19 protein-coding genes and 1 pseudogene are annotated in these 17890 nt (G+C 46.2%); 10 read left to right on the forward strand and 10 right to left on the reverse strand.

Annotated elements, in window-relative coordinates; genetic code table 11:
• Positions 1-108: 108 nt before the first annotated feature.
• Positions 109-885, reverse strand: coding sequence for an enoyl-ACP reductase FabI (gene fabI / locus H6F63_RS01890; protein WP_190444090.1), 777 nt, complete (start codon positions 883-885; stop codon positions 109-111).
• Positions 886-1225: 340 nt separating this feature from the next.
• Between fabI and ntcA the strand changes: the two genes are divergently transcribed.
• The 3 genes from ntcA to H6F63_RS01905 all read left to right on the forward strand — a co-directional run bounded on the left by ntcA (position 1226) and on the right by H6F63_RS01905 (position 4071).
• Positions 1226-1897 carry a global nitrogen regulator NtcA gene (gene ntcA, locus H6F63_RS01895; RefSeq protein WP_190418575.1) on the forward strand — a complete coding sequence of 224 codons (672 nt, stop codon included), beginning with the start codon at positions 1226-1228 and terminating at the stop codon, positions 1895-1897.
• 108 nt (positions 1898-2005) lie between these two features.
• Positions 2006-3616 (forward strand): DUF3084 domain-containing protein, encoded by a 1611-nt coding sequence (locus H6F63_RS01900; protein ID WP_190634422.1) that lies wholly within the window; start codon positions 2006-2008, stop codon positions 3614-3616.
• Between the two features lie 47 nt (positions 3617-3663).
• The gene (locus H6F63_RS01905) at positions 3664-4071 is read left to right on the forward strand and encodes a pre-16S rRNA-processing nuclease YqgF (protein ID WP_190634423.1); all 408 of its coding nucleotides are present in this window, start codon (positions 3664-3666) and stop codon (positions 4069-4071) included.
• Between the two features lie 55 nt (positions 4072-4126).
• Here H6F63_RS01905 and H6F63_RS01910 read toward each other — a convergent pair whose 3' ends face one another.
• Entirely contained in the window at positions 4127-4390 is a 264-nt protein-coding gene (locus H6F63_RS01910; protein ID WP_190418568.1) for a DUF3146 family protein, read from the reverse strand.
• A gap of 264 nt (positions 4391-4654) precedes the next feature.
• On the opposite strand from H6F63_RS01910, the gene H6F63_RS01915 reads away from it, so the two are divergent.
• Positions 4655-6076, forward strand: coding sequence for a GTP-binding protein (locus H6F63_RS01915; RefSeq protein WP_190634438.1), 1422 nt, complete (start codon positions 4655-4657; stop codon positions 6074-6076).
• Positions 6077-6155: 79 nt separating this feature from the next.
• A pseudogene (locus tag H6F63_RS29755) lies at positions 6156-6335 on the forward strand (hypothetical protein); the annotation flags it as partial.
• A 216-nt stretch (positions 6336-6551) separates the two neighbouring features.
• Here the strand turns inward: H6F63_RS29755 and H6F63_RS01920 are convergent.
• Both H6F63_RS01920 and H6F63_RS01925 read right to left on the reverse strand, forming a co-directional pair.
• Positions 6552-8006, reverse strand: a complete 1455-nt coding sequence (locus H6F63_RS01920) for a glycoside hydrolase family 13 protein (protein ID WP_190634425.1) — start codon at positions 8004-8006, stop codon at positions 6552-6554.
• Positions 8007-8146: 140 nt separating this feature from the next.
• Entirely contained in the window at positions 8147-8524 is a 378-nt protein-coding gene (locus tag H6F63_RS01925; RefSeq protein WP_190634429.1) for a CU044_2847 family protein, read from the reverse strand.
• Between the two features lie 21 nt (positions 8525-8545).
• On the opposite strand from H6F63_RS01925, the gene H6F63_RS01930 reads away from it, so the two are divergent.
• A complete protein-coding gene (locus H6F63_RS01930) occupies positions 8546-10624 on the forward strand; it encodes a caspase family protein (RefSeq protein WP_190634431.1) in 2079 nt (692 codons plus the stop codon).
• On the opposite strand, the gene H6F63_RS01935 is transcribed toward H6F63_RS01930, so the two are convergent.
• Positions 10617-11243: a hypothetical protein gene (locus H6F63_RS01935; RefSeq protein WP_190634433.1), complete on the reverse strand. Its 627-nt coding sequence runs from the start codon at positions 11241-11243 to the stop codon at positions 10617-10619. The two genes, H6F63_RS01930 and H6F63_RS01935, sit on opposite strands and share 8 nt — an antisense overlap.
• A gap of 535 nt (positions 11244-11778) precedes the next feature.
• Here H6F63_RS01935 and H6F63_RS01940 point away from each other — a divergent pair.
• Positions 11779-12177, forward strand: coding sequence for a response regulator transcription factor (locus tag H6F63_RS01940; protein WP_190418554.1), 399 nt, complete (start codon positions 11779-11781; stop codon positions 12175-12177).
• Between the two features lie 64 nt (positions 12178-12241).
• Here H6F63_RS01940 and H6F63_RS01945 read toward each other — a convergent pair whose 3' ends face one another.
• Together H6F63_RS01945 and H6F63_RS01950 are read right to left on the reverse strand one after the other, a co-directional pair.
• Complete coding sequence (locus H6F63_RS01945) at positions 12242-12427, reverse strand: hypothetical protein (RefSeq protein WP_190444124.1); 186 nt, start codon at positions 12425-12427, stop codon at positions 12242-12244.
• Between the two features lie 33 nt (positions 12428-12460).
• Complete coding sequence (locus tag H6F63_RS01950) at positions 12461-12721, reverse strand: hypothetical protein (protein ID WP_190418550.1); 261 nt, start codon at positions 12719-12721, stop codon at positions 12461-12463.
• A 421-nt stretch (positions 12722-13142) separates the two neighbouring features.
• On the opposite strand from H6F63_RS01950, the gene H6F63_RS01955 reads away from it, so the two are divergent.
• Positions 13143-13694: a DUF2854 domain-containing protein gene (locus tag H6F63_RS01955; RefSeq protein WP_190444081.1), complete on the forward strand. Its 552-nt coding sequence runs from the start codon at positions 13143-13145 to the stop codon at positions 13692-13694.
• A gap of 22 nt (positions 13695-13716) precedes the next feature.
• On the opposite strand, the gene H6F63_RS01960 is transcribed toward H6F63_RS01955, so the two are convergent.
• From H6F63_RS01960 to H6F63_RS01970, 3 genes are all read right to left on the reverse strand, one after another.
• Entirely contained in the window at positions 13717-13974 is a 258-nt protein-coding gene (locus H6F63_RS01960; RefSeq protein WP_190451463.1) for a chlororespiratory reduction protein 7, read from the reverse strand.
• A 183-nt stretch (positions 13975-14157) separates the two neighbouring features.
• Positions 14158-14661, reverse strand: a complete 504-nt coding sequence (locus H6F63_RS01965) for an Hsp20/alpha crystallin family protein (RefSeq protein ID WP_190444080.1) — start codon at positions 14659-14661, stop codon at positions 14158-14160.
• 26 nt (positions 14662-14687) lie between these two features.
• Complete coding sequence (locus tag H6F63_RS01970) at positions 14688-14852, reverse strand: hypothetical protein (RefSeq protein WP_190634434.1); 165 nt, start codon at positions 14850-14852, stop codon at positions 14688-14690.
• A gap of 340 nt (positions 14853-15192) precedes the next feature.
• Here H6F63_RS01970 and psaC point away from each other — a divergent pair, with 340 nt between their 5' ends.
• Both psaC and glmS read left to right on the forward strand, forming a co-directional pair.
• Positions 15193-15441, forward strand: a complete 249-nt coding sequence (gene psaC / locus H6F63_RS01975; RefSeq protein ID WP_190418540.1) for a photosystem I iron-sulfur center protein PsaC — start codon at positions 15193-15195, stop codon at positions 15439-15441.
• Positions 15442-15736: 295 nt separating this feature from the next.
• Positions 15737-17635, forward strand: coding sequence for a glutamine--fructose-6-phosphate transaminase (isomerizing) (gene glmS, locus H6F63_RS01980; RefSeq protein ID WP_190634436.1), 1899 nt, complete (start codon positions 15737-15739; stop codon positions 17633-17635).
• Positions 17636-17890: the final 255 nt, after the last annotated feature.

Below are 17890 nucleotides of genomic sequence, written 5' to 3' on the forward strand. Positions count from 1 at the left end.
GCAGATGTTCACTAACAAGAAACAAGTAAGTTTATTATTCTATGCTATTGAGCTAGGGAATGGGGTAAGTTAGATTCTTTCCCCAGTCCCCAATCCCCAGCCCCTACATCACATTCCCATAATCTCGTACCCAGCATCTACATACAGCACCTGACCCGTAATCCCACTTGCCAAGTCGCTGCACAAGAAACTAGCAGCATTTCCCACTTCTGTCTGAGTCACAGTTCGCCGCAGTGGTGCTACTTCCTCAACATGATGGATCATATCCAGAATGCCACCCACCGCCGATGATGCTAAAGTGCGGATCGGCCCAGCTGAGATTGCATTCACGCGAATATTAGAAGGCCCCATCTCCGAGGCTAGATAACGCACGCTCATTTCCAAGCCAGACTTAGCAATGCCCATCACATTGTAATTGGGGATCACCTTAACGCCGCCTAAATAAGTTAGGGTGACAATACTGCCGCCTTCTGTCATCAGCGGTTTCGCCGCCCCAGCCAGTTGAACTAACGAGTAGGTGCTAATTTCCAAAGCTTGGGTGAAGCCAGCGCGGGTGGTGTTGCTAAAATCACCTGATAAATCGTCTTTGTTGGCAAAAGCAAGACAATGGATTAAAATATCTAGCCTGCCCCACTTATCGCGGATGGCATCAAATGTAGAACGAATTTGGTCATCATTCTGAACATCGCAAGGTAAAAACAAGCTGGGGTTGAGAGGTTCTACCAATTCGGCGACTTTCTTCTCAAAGCGTCCTCGGTCGTCTGGTAGATAAGTGACTCCCAAATTTGCACCAGCTTTGTGTAACTGCTGGGCAATACCCCAAGCGATTGAGCGGTTGTTGGCAATGCCAGTAACTAGGGCATTTTTTCCTGATAAATCTAGCATGATGTCAATTTTGAAGGCAATATTAGAGAATATCCGATTTAGGGCGGTAATTCAGATAGCTTGCGTCGGGATCGAAGCTTACCCAACATGACTCAAACGGCATCCCAGCTTATCAAACAGGTATTGTCAAGATATAGACATTTTCCTTAACAGTCTGATTTGCGCTATGCAGTTGAGGCAATTGGAAAAACTTGGAGGATAAAACAACTTTAAAATTATGTATCAAGCAGCACAAAAAACTGCCTAAGAGTCAGTTTATCAGTGTCTAAAGTCAGAAATTTCTCACAGTCGGTTGTAATTCCCAGAAGAGTTTCTAGGGCAGCAATAAGGATATAAGGAAGTGGTAGTGACGCAAGATAGACCGTTAGCAGCTGTGTTCCGTCAAATCGGAGGTGGGGCGTTTCCGCCAGTGGTGGAAACCTTTGATCGGGGCAAAACTATCTTTTTCCCCGGAGACCCGGCTGAACGGGTATATTTTTTGCTCAAAGGAGCTGTGAAGCTGTCTCGTGTGTACGAAGCTGGGGAAGAAATTACAGTGGCGCTGCTGCGAGAAAACAGCGTCTTTGGCGTACTGTCGTTGATTACCGGGAATCGGTCAGACAGATTTTATCACGCAGTAGCTTTTACGCCTGTGGAGTTGCTTTCAGCACCAATTGAACAGGTGGAACAAGCGCTCAAGGATAATCCAGAATTGTCAATGTTGATGCTGCGGGGGCTTTCATCGCGGATCTTGCAAACAGAGATGATGATTGAGACTTTGGCGCACCGGGATATGGGATCGCGATTGGTGAGTTTTTTGTTGATTCTCTGTCGCGATTTTGGCGTTCCAGGCCCCAATGGAATTACAGTTGATCTGAAGCTTTCTCACCAAGCGATCGCAGAAGCAATTGGTTCCACACGAGTGACAGTCACCCGGTTACTGGGAGATTTACGCTCAGAGAAAATGATTTCCATCAATAAGAAAAAAATTACCGTTCATAACCCGGTAGCTTTGAGCCAGCAGTTCACCTAAAACATCTTTTGCACTGTCAGCTTTTGTTAATCAATAGTTGAAGTACCAGCGTCTATCATAAAAAAGCCTTTATGCTTAAGCTTGAGAGGTGATAGCTGAAGCTGGAAAATGGCCACCAGTGCGCTGGTCCTAATTTTATCGATTTTGGTATTGGGTGGTGCGATCGCCACCTTGGGCGATCGCATTGGCACTCGCGTGGGAAAAGCGCGGCTGAGTCTGTTCAATCTGCGTCCCAAGAAAACTGCGGTCTTAGTTACAATTCTTACAGGTTTGATGATTTCCGCCTCAACCCTGACGATCCTATTTGCCACCAGCAAGCCGTTACGCACAGGCGTGTTTCAAGTTGATGAAATTCAGCGAAAACTCAGAACCGCTCGTCGGGAGCTTGACGAAACTGTAGCCCAGAAACAACAAACTGAAAGCGAACTCTCCAAAGTTGCAGCCCAGAAACAACAAACTGAAAACGAACTCTCACTAGCCCGCACCGAGCAGCAAGCCGCCCAGAAGCGTCTGGATGCCATTAATAAGTCTCTGGCGGCAGCACTAGGCAGACAAGCCCAGACAGAGGCACAACTGAGTAAGACAGAGCGCGAACTTAAAAGCGTTGCGGCTAGCTTTGAGAAAACCCAGCAACAGCTGGAAAATGTTTCTGGACAAGCGGTAAATCTACGTTCGGAAATTCAACAACTCCAAGGGGAACGTCAGGAACTAATCAAGCAGCGCGATCGCGTAAAAGCTCAAATTACCCAACTCAAGGGTCAAGTTACTCAACGCGATCGCGAAATTGCCAAGCTTGACCAAGCCATCACAGAACGCGATCGGAAAATTGCCACTCGCGACCAAGCCTTGGCGGAACTTGATCAAAAAATTTCCAACCTGAGAAACAGCATTGACCAACGCGATCGAGAAATCGCCAAGCGAGACACAGCCCTTGCCCAACTTGATGAGGAAATTTCCGCACGAGATCAAGTAATTGCCCAGCGCGAAACTCGCCTCAAGGAAATAGAGAAACAACAAGCTGCCCTAGAGCAGGAAGTAGCAGACCTGGAACAGTATTACCAATCCTATCAAGCCTTGCGTCAAGGTAACGTCGCTCTCCAACGCGGTCAAGTTCTGGCTTTTGGTGTCTTCCGCATTGTCGATCCCGCCGCCGCCCGTCAGGTTATAGATCAGCTTTTACGAGAAGCAAATCGCACAGCAATGAAAGCTACGCGACCTGGTAACAACAATAACAACAAGATGGTGAATGAGCGCGTAGTGCAAATTACCCAAGCCCAGGTAGACCAACTGCTTAACCAAATTAAAGATGGTCGCCCCTACCTGGTGCGAATTTTCTCGGCTGGCAACTACGTCCAAGGTGAAAAAGACGTACAAGTCTTTGCAGACGCGACAGTGAATAAAATTGTGTTCACTGGTGGTGATATCATCGCCGCAACATCTGCCGACCCTTCAACTATGAACGACCAACAAATCCGGCAGCAGATCGATTTGCTCTTGGGAGCATCTCAGTTCCGAGCCAATCGAGCTGGAATTTTGAACGATACAATTCAGGTAGGCGATGGTCGAATTACCAGCCTGATTCGCTTTATTGAAAAGCTGAAAAAGTTCAAGCAGCCTATCGATCTCAAGGCGGTAGTTGCAGAAGATACATATCTCATAGGGCCGCTGAAACTGAATTTGGTAGTCGTGCAGAATGGAGAGGTAATTTTTAGTATGTAATTCCCAATTCCCAATTCCCAATTCCCAATTCCTAATTCCCAATTAAAATGATTTTAGGTTTCGATCCGGGGCGCGATAAGTGTGGTATAGCCGTGATGGGACTTGACCTGATACTGGATTATCATCAGGTGGTGCCAGCACCAGAAGCGATCGCAATCATCAAAAACTTGTGCGAACAATTCGCGATCGCTACTCTGGTAATGGGCGATCAAACTACAGCCAAAACCTGGAAAAAGAAACTTCAGACAGAATTACCTGCATCGTTGCCGATAGTCATGGTAGATGAGCGCTACAGCACTCTAGAAGCACGCGATCGCTACTGGCAAATGTATCCCCCAAAAGGTCTTTCTAGCTTCATCCCCAAAGGATTGCGCGAACCACCCCGACCAATTGATGATATTGTCGCCATCCTCCTCATCGAAAGATACCTAAAAACACAAACAACGAATAACTAAGCACCACCGCTGGGAATGGGGAATTAGTAATCATCAATGGACAACGGACAACTGACTAAAGTTCTGCCCTGATAGTAAAGGCATAGTCTCCCCCAGGCTCCAACTGATAATCCTTCTGCTCTAAAAACCGCCCCAATGGTTCCAGAATCAGGGCGCGTCCCAAAGAAGGTGAGACCGACAACTCCCCCTGTCGGAAACACCAATGGAACTGCCACTCATACTGCGCCGCTGTAACTTCCCCTTTCAGAAAACCCTGTTGCCAGGACAATTGGGTAATTCGGACGTAGGCAGTGGTTTGAGGTAAACGTTTAGAACTCACAATCGCTCAGCTGATTCAAATGCCAAAATTTCAGCAACAATACTAAACTTATGGCTACGCACGTGTAGATAACATCATTCTCACAGCTGACTTGCATTTGCCAAAACTCAAAAGCAAATACGCCCCTAGACATGGAAAGTGCCAGACTCGACGGGCAGTGACTAGGATGAAAGAAGAGTAACTCCAGGCAAGACAGTAGGTGCAATTTTGACTCGTTCAACATCTGACGCAACCCCAAATTCCAACCAGTCACCTTCACCACAATTGAACTACAGCGCTTTGGATCAAGAATTAGACAGCGCCATTTTCAGCTTTGATGATATCCAGGCAGAACTGAACTACAAAAAGGCGCAAAACGCCCTGCGAGACTTGGTAGGCAATTTGGATCTTACTCCCCAAGAACGGGCAGGACTGGAGTCCGAAATTGAGGACTTGGCAACGATGCTGGACAAGTTAGATCAGTCACTCGTCCAAATTGCCGCCTTTGGCATGGTGGGAAGGGGCAAATCTTCCGTACTCAATGCTTTATTGGGTAAGAACGTGTTTGAAACCGGGCCTCTTCATGGTGTCACCCGCACCCATCAAGATGCCAGCTGGCAACTGGAAAATGAGCCTGAAGCACAAAGTAATTCCGAAGTTTTGCGAGTTACGCTGCCAAGTCTGGGCAATTCCCAGATTCAGCTGATTGACACTCCGGGGATTGACGAAGTAGATGGAGAAACCCGCGAAACCTTAGCGCGACAAGTTGCCCGACAGGCAGATTTGCTGCTATTTATCATTTCCGGCGATATGACTAAGGTGGAATTTGAGGCGCTGTCGCAACTGCGGGAAGTTGGTAAACCGATGTTGCTGGTTTTTAACAAAATTGACCAGTATCCGGATGCCGACCGGATAGCAATTTACCACAAAATTCGGGATGAGCGAGTGCGAGAATTGCTATCACCGGATGAAATTGTCATGGTGGCGGCGTCGCCTCTGGTGGCGCAAGCTGTGCGCCGTCCTGACGGAACTAGAACCGTGCAGCGACAGCCGGGAACGCCACAAGTTATGGATTTGAAGCTGAAAATCCTCGAAATTTTGCACCGGGAAGGTAAGTCGCTGGTGGCTCTTAATACTATGCTGTATGCCGATGATGTGAATGAGCAGCTGGTGCAGCGTAAAATGCAAATTCGGGATGATTGTGCCAATCAGATTATCTGGAAGTCAGTGATGGCAAAGGCGGTAGCGATCGCTCTCAACCCACTAACGGTAGTTGACCTCCTCTCTGGTGCCATCATTGATGTGGCAATGATTCTTACTCTATCCAAACTCTACGGTATTCCCATGACTCAAACTGGTGCTGTGGGATTGCTGCAAAAAATTGCCCTGACTATGGGCGGGATTAGTGCCAGCGAATTGCTGGCCAACCTCGGACTCAGTTCACTCAAAAGTTTGTTGGGTATCTCTGCACCCATGACCGGAGGCGCATCTTTAGCTCCCTATCTCTCGGTGGCGTTAACTCAAGCTGGTGTCGCTGGTGTCTCTTGTTATGGCATCGGACAAGTTACTAAAACTTACCTCCTGAATGGCGCTTCCTGGGGGCCAGATGGCCCGAAAGCAGTTGTGACTCGCATTCTCACTTCCCTGGATGAAACTTCAATTTTGAATCGGATTAAGCATGAGTTGAGCGCCAAGTTATTTAGTTGAACGCGATCGCTTCTCTTGCTCTTACTATTTAAAGCTCACCTAATTCAACTTTCAATCCATCGATCAAAGCAACTGATCGATTGCTCCGCTTCGCTCAAATATACTTATAATTAACCGCTCTGAATATTGCGCCTTTTATAGAAATCTGTTTTCAGATGTCAGAAGTTTTGAGACTTTTAAACATCTGCATATAGGGATGATATCTGGGCTGAAGGGCAAAATACCAGCAATACCCAAAATAGTAGGATTGTCGAACTGGTGTCTAGTTGCTTGAAAAACCGAAGGTGAGGCACAACCGAAGGCGAAAATTTGACAGTGTAATGTTGATTTTGGTTGGCTGTAGGGGCATGGCAATGCCATGCCCCTACCAAATATCGCAATTTTCGAGATTTATCTTCGATTGTATGAAACCACCCTGCTCTTCGTTCACAAAGAGGGAGTTAGGGGGTTAGGTTAGAAGGCGATCGCTTCCCCCTCAACCAAGTATGCAGCCACTACGCGACGGCAAATTCAACTGTAGTTTGGATTCTCCCTCAACGCTCCAAGACACCTCAGCTGTGCCATACAATAACTTACTAGGTTTGGATTTTAATGCCGCCTCAACCCTTACGTCTTCTGCGGGTGCAGTACCAACGTTAACAGCAACAATTATCTCCTCATCTCCCAAAGTCCGAGCAAAGACATAAACTGTCCCTTCTGCAAATAGAACTTTGTAATCACCTGTACGCAAGGCAGGGTATTGGTGACGCAGGGCGATTAGTTGCTTGTGATAATCTAAAACATCACGCTCCCAGTGCGCTTCCATCGGGAATCCTCGGCGCGAGTCGGGATCGAGTTTTCCCGGTAATCCCACTTCATCACCATAGTAGATGCTTGGCGCACCGGGATAAGTCAATAGCAGCAATGTTGCTAGTTGAACACTTTTCTTGTCGCCGCCTGCAATAGAAATCAGTCGCGCAGTATCGTGGCTAGCTAACAAATTCAGCTGAGTCAGTTGAATATCCCACGGATAAAATTCCAACAATTGCTGGATTTTTTCGGCATACTCTGGTGCAAAGAGGGGCGGGTAGGGATGGTAAGAACGATCTTTCACTTGGTCAATGTCTACGCGATCGCCTGCGGCAAAAGCAATCGTCGGCGCAGCAAAGAGATAGTTCATTACCCCGTCAAACTGAGTCCCATCCAGCCACTCGCGGGAATCTCCCCAGACTTCCCCCACGATGTAGGCTTCCGGGTTAATGGCTTTTACGCGATCGCGAAATTCCTGCCAAAATCCTTGAGCCTTAATCTCAAACGGCACATCCAAGCGCCAACCATCAACGCCGAATTTAATCCAATATTCGGCAATCTCCATAATATATTCCCGCACTTCAGGATTTTCATGGTTGAATACTGGCAGCGCCCGATTTCCATCCCAACCCTCATAATTCGCCGGAAAATTGCCGTCATATGCCGATAAAGGCCAGCCTTCAATCTTGAACCAATCCACCCAAGGCGAATGGGGGCCGTTTTCCAGAACATCGTGGAAAAAGAAAAATCCGCGACTAGAGTGATTAAACACCCCATCCAGTACAACTTTGATATCCCGTTCGTGGGCAGCTTCTAGCAATTCCCGAAAAGCGCCATTCCCCCCCAACATCGGATCGACCTGATAATAGTCGTGGGTGTGATAGCGGTGATTGCTAGCTGATTGAAAGATGGGGGTAAAGTAAATCGCATTAATCCCTACATCCTGCAAGTAATCCAGCTGTTCCATCACCCCCCACAAATCACCGCCCTTGTACCCTTGAAGTGTCGGTATTTCGTGCCAATCTTCCCATCGGGTATCCTTCAAAAGCCGCTTGTGAGGATGCTTCGTTTTAGCAAAGCGATCCGGAAAAATTTGATAAAAAACCGCGTGCTTAACCCAATCCGGTGTCTGTATCTGCATGAATAACTCCCTCTCCACAACCAACAGGGTACAGATGCAGGCAGCTTTCTGATTCTATCCTCTGGGTGAAAGTAACAAATTATTTAGGATATTTTTCTGCTTTGAGTTTTTGTGCTTTAGGACACTACATTTTTCCCCGACTATGAACCTGGTTTTGATTTATCGGGAAACTTGCACTTCACCTCAATTTCTAAATTACTTTCTGCCTTGCCTTCAGTAATGTAAGGAATGCCAGCTGAACCACCCATCTTAATCCCAAATTTGAGTGTTACCTCCTCAATTTCAGCAGCACCAAAATCTTTAAATGCACTCAGGGCATACATAGCATAGCCGCGAATCATCTGACGCGCTTGCTGCATCTTGCTCAACGGATCTTGTCGTATATCACGAGATTGGCGCTCATCTTCCTCAATTGGAACTATTAGCTCTGGCGGTACATCAGGATTTGTTTTTGACTCTATGAAGATTTCGTAAATTTCTCCATGTTCTTCGACTAACAGACGTTGTACTTCTGACATCGGTGGCCTCAGTAGGTTAGATTGGATTACGGTAACAGCTTTGTTGCTAAAGATACTCTAAAACTTCTGCTGACTGGGTTATTCACTATGGCTCGATATGCCCTAGTTGTTGGGATTGCCGAATATGACAGTAGCAGTTTACCCACCCTCAAGAAGTCTGCTACAGATGCGGAAGCCGTAGCGCAAGCATTAGAGCGATATGGCAATTTTCAGGAAGTTATACGGTTACCCGCACGGTGGATTAATGATGAGAACCGTTACGAAATTGTTTCCAAAAAGCTAACAGGTCAGGAACTAAGCCAGGCGCTAAAAACATTTCTGTTAGAGCAAGCAGTAAAGCAAGAGGCATTAATTTACTTTGCTGGACACGGTTTTCAGGCATTAAGTTCTATGGGTGTGCAGAATGGGTATCTGGCGACTTCTAATTGTGCCATTGACGGACGAAATGCCATCCCCCTTGATGAGTTCAACTGGTTAATCAGTCAATCAGACCTCAGTAGTCTAGTGGTACTGCTGGACTGCTGCCATGCTGGCTCTTTACTTGAACGGAACCTTCTAGAGCCAACTCTTACAGCTTTTGATAAGAAGCCGGATTACTACTTCATGACTGCCTGTCGTAGTTTTGAGAAAGCTTATGAGGGTGCAGAACACGGCATCTTCACTGGAGCGGTTCTTCAAGGCCTTTCTCCTGAGAATGCTGACGAGGACAGGCAGGTAAGCAGCGATCGCCTGTTTGACTACATTCGCAGAGAGCTTAAAGGCTCAGGACAGGAACCTATCCGCATGGGTCGGGGACGTTCTATAACTTTAGTAACCTATTCGGCTGCAAATCCTAGTGCAAATCAGCCTTCAGTGTCTCCTTCTCAACCAACCCAACCTGAGAGTCCTATTTCCAGATCGGATAGTACAAGCCCAAACTCCGCTATCAAGGGATTTCGGACTCGTCTCCGAGCGCTAGTTGGTCTAGGCACGATTTCCCTGTTGGGTGCAGTCGCTTTTTTCGCGCTCCTGGATCGCACAGGGCAGCCAAATTGTTTCGACCTTGCTCGTAAGCAAGGAAAACTGGCGATCGCTGTTGCTAACTTTCACAATGAGGCGGGAAGCGAAAGTATCAGTCAGCTAATGGAAGTGGAAATTATAAATCGACTGCAAAGTCCGATGCTGCCTAATGCGATGGTCTGCTCGATAGAGAAGAGTGTATCCCTCCGTGACGAGGCTCAAAAACTTGGTGATAAGTTAGGAGCAGCAGTGATTATCTGGGGTAGTCGGGGTGGCTCTAGCCTGAAAGTCAACGTGACAACAGTGAAGCTAAATGTAAGATATCTCTATCTCACCACTCTGGCGTTGACCGCAGCTAATTCTTTTGAGTTTGATTCGCAAACTAAAGATTGGCCATACCTAGTAGCTGTAATGACTGCTTTCAATTTTAGCCAAATATACCAGAAAGAAGGACGAGAGCGGGAAGCGCTTGAAACTCTCCATCAGGCTCTGCTTTTTGCAGAATCAGGAAAGCCTGATTATAACAATGAAAAGACTGCGTTGGTATTGTCTAGAGCTTACGATGTTTTAGGTGATTTATATGCTCCTAAAGAAAATATTTACTGTTTTAAAATCAAAGAAAATTGCGAAGCTGCTTTAAAATTTTATCAACACGCCTTTGATTTAGATAAAACCTTTTATGGAAGTCTGCGGCATAAAGGACTTCTCTATGCTCGGTTGGGAAGGCTATCTGAAGCAATGGAGGTTTATACCAAAATAATTGAATCTGCCCCTGAAGAGCAGTTAGATTTAAAGTTAATGGTTCGTGGTAATCGTGCAAATATATACCTAAAGCAAGGGCAGGCTTTACAAGCTGTTAAAGATTTGGAATTTGTTCGCCAGCAACAGCCCAACAATACTGAAAACCTCAACTCTTTAGGCTTAGCTCAACTGCAAGCAAAGCAGCTAAAACCAGCCACAAAGACATATCAAGCTCTCATGAGTTACCTGGATCAAGATAAAGCTGCACAGACTGAAGTGATTAAGGAATTGCATTTCCTGGCTGAGGACAGACCAGACTTACTTCCAGCTATCGATACTCTTATTGCCAGCCTTAGATAAAGGGATTTGTATCGGAGGGTTTATCAGGACATAGAAGCTTTACTTTAGTCCCATTAGGATTACGCTTATAAATCCACCTGGAAAATTTACCATTGCAAAGTATAGCTTGGTAGCTGACACCTTCAGCATCCGCAGCACAATCGGGTTCACAATTTAAATTTTCAAGCGAACTGAAGTTCAGACGAGTGGATGTTAATCTACCTTTCTCGGAAGCTGCCAGTACCTCATCAAGACGTTCAGTTAATTTACCAATAAATGCAACTGATAGAGGACTATTCTCTTCTAGATTAACTTCAGGTTGTTCCTCAGTTATCCCATTCTTGTCCTCAATTGCCTTTTTAAACTGAGGTGACTGACACCACTCAACTGAGTAGATTTCTCCTGGTTCCTGGCTTTCATCCTGTGAAACCTGATATTCCAACTGAAACTTAATCAGTTCTTTTTCAGAGCAACCACAAGAAACTAGCTCATTTCTTATCACTAGCTTTGTAACTTCTAGTAAGTCACGAAGTCCAATTTTAGGGGCTGGCTCCTCAGAGGGCAATTTGAGAAAATCTCTAAATGCCTGTTGTTCTATAAAACATTTATCTATAGTAATAGGTGTTGGCTTGTATTCCATGATTTATTTTTCCTTACTTAATGAACTTGACCTGCGGAAAGAAGATATGCACTGCTACCTCATACAATTTACCAGTAGGAAAATCCGGCAAGTAGAAAAATTTCTTTAAATTTATGTGGGCTTGGTTAAAGTGCAAGCACTTACCGTTTAGTTATCCAACAACCCAAATCATTTCAAGATAAATCTCATTGCGATCGCACTCTCTACTCAATCAAGAGCGTGATCGCTCTTTTAGTCTATCCCTCCAGATGGAGAGGACAGGCCGAAAAAGCCTTGGTATCCTAGAGAGCGAACGGCTGAAACTCAAGAGCGATCGCGTTCCACTTGCCAAACCTGAACCGACTTGCTACTTAATTTGCATATACCTAAAAGAACGAAACTTTTCTTTCTTTATAAAGATTTCATATTTGGACTTTTCAGCTTCTTGATTTCTACACAAAATGGGCGTTTCTTTCAGTAGTTAGCTCGGACGGTAGAGGGACTTTTAAACCTTTTGCCCCTAAACTAGAACGGTCAGATACAATTGTTGTTCCTTATGTTGTCCTGTCAGCACCCCCTTCTGCGTGTCCTGGTTGTTGATGACCATGAACTTACTCGTTTTAGCCTCAAGCTAGCATTGCAAAGTCAGGCGAACATTGAGCTAGTTGGACTCGCAAGCAACGGTAAAGAAGCCGTGGAAATGGTCGAGCGTTACCATCCTGATGTGATTATTCTCGACTTACAGATGCCCGTGTTAGACGGTCTATCCGCATCGACACAGATAAAACACATCGATCCGCACGCACAGATCATTGCTTATTCATCAGTGGAAGACCCCCAGATTGAAGTAATGAGCCAAACTGCTAGAATAGATGCTTTCTGCAAAAAAGATACCGCTACCCAAGAACTGATTGCTTTAGTCGAGCAGCTAGGGCAGCGGGCAGTTAGTCACTAGGGGTGCGAAGGTAGGCGACCTTGCAGCTGGAATTAGCCCCGCAAGGCGTCAAATTTTAATTGGCCTATCCTGCTTCAGGAAAGGTACGGTTAAACTCGTCAATTAAATCGTCAATTTCTTCCAGCGCCTGATTAACATCTATTCTGAGAGTACCCAGGTTTGGTTCTTCCAAAAGCCGTACTAGAGACTCACGCTTGAGTTCAATCAGGCTAATCCATTGTTTTAAAGTTTCTGAGTCCATTATCTGCATTACAATTCAACATTAACTTAACATTACCCAATCCTAGCGAAGGAAGGGAGGTCGCTTCGGATCGGCAGGTTTATTTTTAATCACTTCAGCAATAAACCGCTTCAGCGCCTTTTCCCTATTTTTCATAAAAGCAGACCAAAATCCAGGCTGAAACTCATCCATCGTTTTGGCTAAAGCCCAAACATCTACCGCCAGTATGTTATAAAGCGTTTCGTCCTCCTGCTTAAGGGTTTTAAGCTGATCGAGGATGGCCCTACTTTTTTTTGTAGCTTGCTCATTATCTTCTTGAATCATAAAACCTCGCGGGAAGGGTAGATACCTATGAGTATGAGACAGGCTTAAGCTGGTTCATAGGTCTGTTAAGCATGGGAAGAAACACGACACTTGGTTAATGGTGGCCTTAACGGTGCAGCTAACATTTTAGTTAAAAGTAAGCACAGGCTGGATTTCCAGGGGGTGTGTCAAGTTTTGTCCTAACCTGTTAGGAGTTAGGATTTCCTAGCTCTTAAGAATCCCCACAGGGTAAACCCACGGGAGCGTCAATCTATGCTCTCAACTATGAATTGACAGCAGCAGACAACAACCTGATTTGATAATACGGGTTTTCTTTGAAACCGCCATTATTTGATAAAAGTCTTACGCACACAAGCGAGATATTACGCCCGGACAAGGATAATAAAGCTGAAGAGATTGTGAATCGGGTATCCTAATTAAAATGTTACGTCAAACTTCTTTGGGAACGTTAGGTTTAGGTGTTGGTTTTGTTTTGACAATTGTGGGATTTTATGCCTACTCCACAGGCAACGCCACATTGAATCTAGCGGGATTTTTCTATGGTATTCCGGTGCTGCTGGGAGGTCTTGCGCTCAAAGCCGCAGAACTTAAGCCTGTGCCGTTCAGTAAACCCACCTCGAAAGAGGTAATGGCACTACGCCAGCAGCAAGCAACTGTTACTCAAAACCAGATTCGCAAAGATGTCACTCGCTATCGCTACGGTCAAGATGCTCATTTGGATAGCTCTTTGAGTAGCTTGGGGTTGAGTCCGACAGACGAGGAAAGACCAGTGCTGAAGGGATTAGAGGAAAAGGAGGTTGATGGCGCTTATGCTTTAGTGCTGGAATTTGAGTCGCCGCTGATTCCTTTTGAGGTTTGGCAACAGAAGCGGGAGAAAATAAAGGGCTTTTTTGGCCCTGGTATCCAGGTTGAGTTGAGTCAACCTGCTGAGAACTGCGTTGATGTGGCGCTTATTGCTACGCCGCAGGTGTAGGGGAAGGTTTAAGACTTGTCGCTTACTTTTCCAGGCGGACTACATACCACTGTAAAAATTGTCCTGGCTCCATATCTAATTCGCAAGATGTGTCCATTAGGTACTGAGCTTGAGCTTGTACTAAGGGAAATTTTTGCAAGTCTCGCGGCAGGTTATCCTGACGAGTTACCAAAATTGCCTTGAGTTTTTCTAATAGTTCGGCGGCGCTGAGAAATTGTTCTGGTTGGTTGGGTTCTAGAACGACGAAGGCATCTTCTTGATACATTATGGAGTCAGGCATTTTGCGTTTTTTTATACTTGAGACATCTTGTTCAAGTGTATCGCCATAAACTGGCGGTTTTGATAGCGGTTTCAGAGTCAAGGAGCAAAAAAATAACCGCTGAGCGGTCTAGGAATGAGGTTAAGACAACTCAGCGGTTAACTCACGCTTATTAAGCTATTAGTTATTTAGGGCTAGGACAGCTTAGTTGGTCGCCGCCGCACCTTCAGCCTCTGGCTGGCTGGTTAATTCTGGAGTTGCAGTGGTGGTGTTATTACCCAGGTTGAGTTTAACGACTGTACGCTTTGCTTCCGCCACCTTGGGCAGTGTCAGTGTCAAGATGCCATTGTTGAAGTCGGCTTTGACTTGATCGTTCTGAATTGGCACTGGCAGAGGAATCACGCGCTGGAAACTACCATAGCGGAATTCGGAGCGGAAAAAGCCTTTTTCGTCGGTCTTTTTCTCGAAGCGATGTTCGCCTTGAATAGCGATCGCTTCGCGGGTGACGCGAACATCCAGATCCTTGCCTTCTACTCCTGGAATTTCTGCCCGCAAAATCAGATTGTCTTCGGTGTCTTGCAGTTCAATCGCAGGTTGCCAGGTTTTACCAGACTGGCGATCGCTTCCGGCAATTTCATCAAACATTTGATCCATTTGACGACGCAGGGTTTCAATTTCTGAAAATGGTTGCCAACGAATCAGAGCCATAGGATAGTTCCTCCAATTTGTAGTGACTAATAAGAAAGAACTTTGTCAATGGGATTAGCTTTTAGTTCCCACAAATTTATGATGCCAAAACAGGGCGGTTGAATCGGTGAGGGAAACCGAAATAAATTTGGGAATCTTTCCGTATTGGCGATCGCGATCGCATTCTCCAAAACATAACCGCTGAGCGTCAACTAAAAACAACTAAGGCGGTGCTTTGCGAGCTTCTGTCACCTTGTACAGCGTCAGCGTCAAGATGTAATTTGTCTTCCAGCTCAATTGAATCGCGACTCAAGGCGCGCCTTTAGTTACACTTCTTTATAATTTTCCAGACAATAATACTTTGCCTGGGAGGGGAACCGCCTTTATGTAGGGGGATTTTCCAGGCTTCTGGGCATTGTTGCCGCATGGGGCAATCTATTACAGAGTTTGAAGTTCTGTAGCCTTTTGCAGAAGGGGACTCTGCGCCTGCGGTAAACTAAGCCAAGATTTCTGCTCGACATTAGAGAACACTAGGAAAGGAGCCGTTATTCAATGTCTCATAGCGTCAAAATCTACGACACCTGCATTGGATGCACCCAGTGCGTCCGCGCTTGCCCAACGGATGTCCTAGAAATGGTTCCCTGGGATGGCTGCAAAGCTCAACAGATTGCTTCCTCCCCTCGGACAGAAGACTGTGTAGGTTGCAAGCGGTGCGAAACTGCTTGTCCTACAGATTTTCTGAGCATCCGAGTTTACCTGAGTAATGCTGAAACCACCCGCAGCATGGGCTTAGCGTACTAAAAAGCTGGCTTGAAAACACTTTTTATCATCCAATTCCAAGGTACAGAGGGGGCAATTATGCTCTCTCTTTTTTTTATTCATAGCCATTCTCAGTCTCTGGTGGGGAATGAGTATAAGCGAGGCTCTACTTCGCGTGAAAACGCAAAAAAAGTCATAATTGAATGTTGGCGTAGGAGTGCTTAAGTGAGGCGAAGCCTTGCAGCAGGCATTTCCAGGAGTCTCCTGAAGCGGCTTGACGTTGGGTGAATAGCCAAGTAGCGTTGTAAATTAGGTGAGAACAGGAGTGGTGTAATATATGTGCGGAATCGTCGGCTATATTGGCACTCAAGCAGCTACCGAAATTTTGCTCTCTGGGTTGGAGAAACTGGAGTATCGAGGCTACGATTCTGCCGGAATCGCTACAGTGACAGAAGGTGAGATCCACTGCGTTCGGGCGAAGGGGAAACTCTACAACTTGCGCGAGAAGCTAGAACGGGAAGTAAACTCGGCGAATATTGGCATTGGACACACTCGCTGGGCTACGCATGGTAAGCCAGAGGAATATAACGCCCATCCTCATATGGATACGGCGATGCGCGTGGCGGTGGTGCAGAACGGGATTATTGAAAATTATCGGGATTTGCGAGAGGAACTGAAGGCGCGGGGACACAAGTTTCGTTCGGATACTGATACTGAGGTGATTCCCCACTTAATCGCTGAGTTTTTATCCCACTCCGCTACAGCAGGCTTCCCCCACTCCTCCACTCTTTTTTTAGAGGCGGTAAGAGAAGCTGTTACTAAACTGGAGGGAGCCTTTGCGATCGCAGTCTTATCAGCAGACTACCCGGATGAATTGATTGTCGCACGGCAACAAGCTCCCTTAACTATTGGTTTCGGGCAAGGGGAATTTTTCTGTGCTTCGGATACACCCGCATTGGTTCCCCATACTCGTGCGGTGCTAACTCTGGAAAATGGGGAATTGGCGCGACTGACACCACTTGGAGTTGAGGTCTACAACTTTGCTGGCGAACGCTTGAAAAAGTCTCCCCGGACTCTGAACTGGAATCCCGTACAGGTGGAAAAACAGGGATTCAAGCATTTCATGCTCAAGGAAATCTACGAGCAACCTGGGGTGGTACGCGCTTGTTTGGAGGCTTATCTGCACGCTGATTGGCATCCAGATAAGAATACGTCGCCGATTAATTTGGCTATCCCTGCGTCGCTGTACGATGACTTAGAACACGTTCAAATTCTTGCCTGTGGTACCAGCTGGCACGCTGCACTGGTGGGGAAATACCTGCTGGAACAACTGGCGGGGATTCCGACTATGGTGCAGTATGCTTCTGAGTTTCGCTATGCACCAACGCCTTTAACTGTCAATACTCTAACGATAGGTGTCACCCAATCTGGGGAAACTGCCGATACATTGGCGGCTTTGGCAATGGAAAAAAAGCGTCGCGAGGGTAAGCCTAGCCAGTTTCAGGTGCGATTGTTGGGCATTAGCAACCGTCCAGAAAGTTCTTTAGGTCACTTGGTGCCTCAAATTATCGAAACCCATGCGGGGATGGAAATTGGGGTGGCGGCGACTAAAACTTTTGTGTCTCAATTGATGGCGTTTTACTGTCTGGCGTTGGATTTAGCTTATCGCCGCCAGACAATTACGGCAACTCGGTTGGAGGAGATTTTGGTTGGTTTGCGGCAGTTACCAGCGCAGATTGAGCTGATTTTAGAGAGTCAGGAGCGGTATATTGAGCAGCTGACTCATGATTTTGCGGAAACTAAAGATTTTATCTTTTTGGGACGGGGGATTAATTTCCCAATTGCTTTGGAGGGGGCGCTGAAACTGAAGGAAATTAGCTATATCCACGCGGAAGGTTATCCGGCTGGGGAGATGAAGCACGGGCCGATTGCGCTGTTGGATGCTAAAGTTCCTGTGGTGGCGATCGCTATGCCGGGTAATGTGTACGAAAAGGTTCTCTCGAACGCCCAAGAAGCTAAGGCGCGGGATTCCCGTTTGATTGGTGTGACACCGATGAATGACCCGGAGGCAGCGGAAACTTTTGACGATTTGTTACCTGTTCCGGCTGTGGAAGAGTTGCTTTCGCCGATTTTGACGGTGATTCCCTTGCAGTTATTGGCTTATCACATTGCAGCCCGTCGCGGCTTGGATGTGGATCAGCCAAGGAATTTGGCCAAATCGGTGACAGTGGAATAATCCGGAAGGTGCGATTAGCTGAAATGTAAAAGGAGAATAAAGTTGGACACTGAATAATAAAGTTGGAAACTAACTGGCACATACCCTTTTAGAGCGCTTTGTACTTATCAGTGACCAGTTCTCCAAAGAGGTAATTACCAGAAATGTTGAATGTTAAGAAAACTTCATAAAAATTAGCCCAAAATCATGATATTTTTTGGGCTAAACCTTAATTAATCTTATTAGCTTCCATGATATTTTCATTTCCTCGTCTTG

It is taken from the genome of Trichocoleus sp. FACHB-40, assembly GCF_014695915.1.
In the GTDB taxonomy this organism is placed as follows: Bacteria; Cyanobacteriota; Cyanobacteriia; order Cyanobacteriales; family FACHB-T130; genus Funiculus; species Funiculus sociatus.

Excerpts from the sequence above, each read along its gene's own strand:
- fabI (WP_190444090.1), bottom strand. The coding sequence starts at position 885 with ATGCTAGATTTATCAGGAAAAAATGCCCTAGTTACTGGCATTGCCAAC.
- H6F63_RS01900 (WP_190634422.1), top strand. The coding sequence starts at position 2,006 with ATGGCCACCAGTGCGCTGGTCCTAATTTTATCGATTTTGGTATTGGGT.
- H6F63_RS01905 (WP_190634423.1), top strand. The coding sequence starts at position 3,664 with ATGATTTTAGGTTTCGATCCGGGGCGCGATAAGTGTGGTATAGCCGTG.
- H6F63_RS01920 (WP_190634425.1), bottom strand. The coding sequence starts at position 8,006 with ATGCAGATACAGACACCGGATTGGGTTAAGCACGCGGTTTTTTATCAA.
- H6F63_RS01925 (WP_190634429.1), bottom strand. The coding sequence starts at position 8,524 with ATGTCAGAAGTACAACGTCTGTTAGTCGAAGAACATGGAGAAATTTAC.
- H6F63_RS01935 (WP_190634433.1), bottom strand. The coding sequence starts at position 11,243 with ATGGAATACAAGCCAACACCTATTACTATAGATAAATGTTTTATAGAA.
- H6F63_RS01940 (WP_190418554.1), top strand. The coding sequence starts at position 11,779 with ATGTTGTCCTGTCAGCACCCCCTTCTGCGTGTCCTGGTTGTTGATGAC.
- H6F63_RS01945 (WP_190444124.1), bottom strand. The coding sequence starts at position 12,427 with ATGCAGATAATGGACTCAGAAACTTTAAAACAATGGATTAGCCTGATT.
- H6F63_RS01950 (WP_190418550.1), bottom strand. The coding sequence starts at position 12,721 with ATGATTCAAGAAGATAATGAGCAAGCTACAAAAAAAAGTAGGGCCATC.
- H6F63_RS01955 (WP_190444081.1), top strand. The coding sequence starts at position 13,143 with ATGTTACGTCAAACTTCTTTGGGAACGTTAGGTTTAGGTGTTGGTTTT.
- H6F63_RS01960 (WP_190451463.1), bottom strand. The coding sequence starts at position 13,974 with ATGCCTGACTCCATAATGTATCAAGAAGATGCCTTCGTCGTTCTAGAA.
- H6F63_RS01965 (WP_190444080.1), bottom strand. The coding sequence starts at position 14,661 with ATGGCTCTGATTCGTTGGCAACCATTTTCAGAAATTGAAACCCTGCGT.
- psaC (WP_190418540.1), top strand. The coding sequence starts at position 15,193 with ATGTCTCATAGCGTCAAAATCTACGACACCTGCATTGGATGCACCCAG.
- glmS (WP_190634436.1), top strand. The coding sequence starts at position 15,737 with ATGTGCGGAATCGTCGGCTATATTGGCACTCAAGCAGCTACCGAAATT.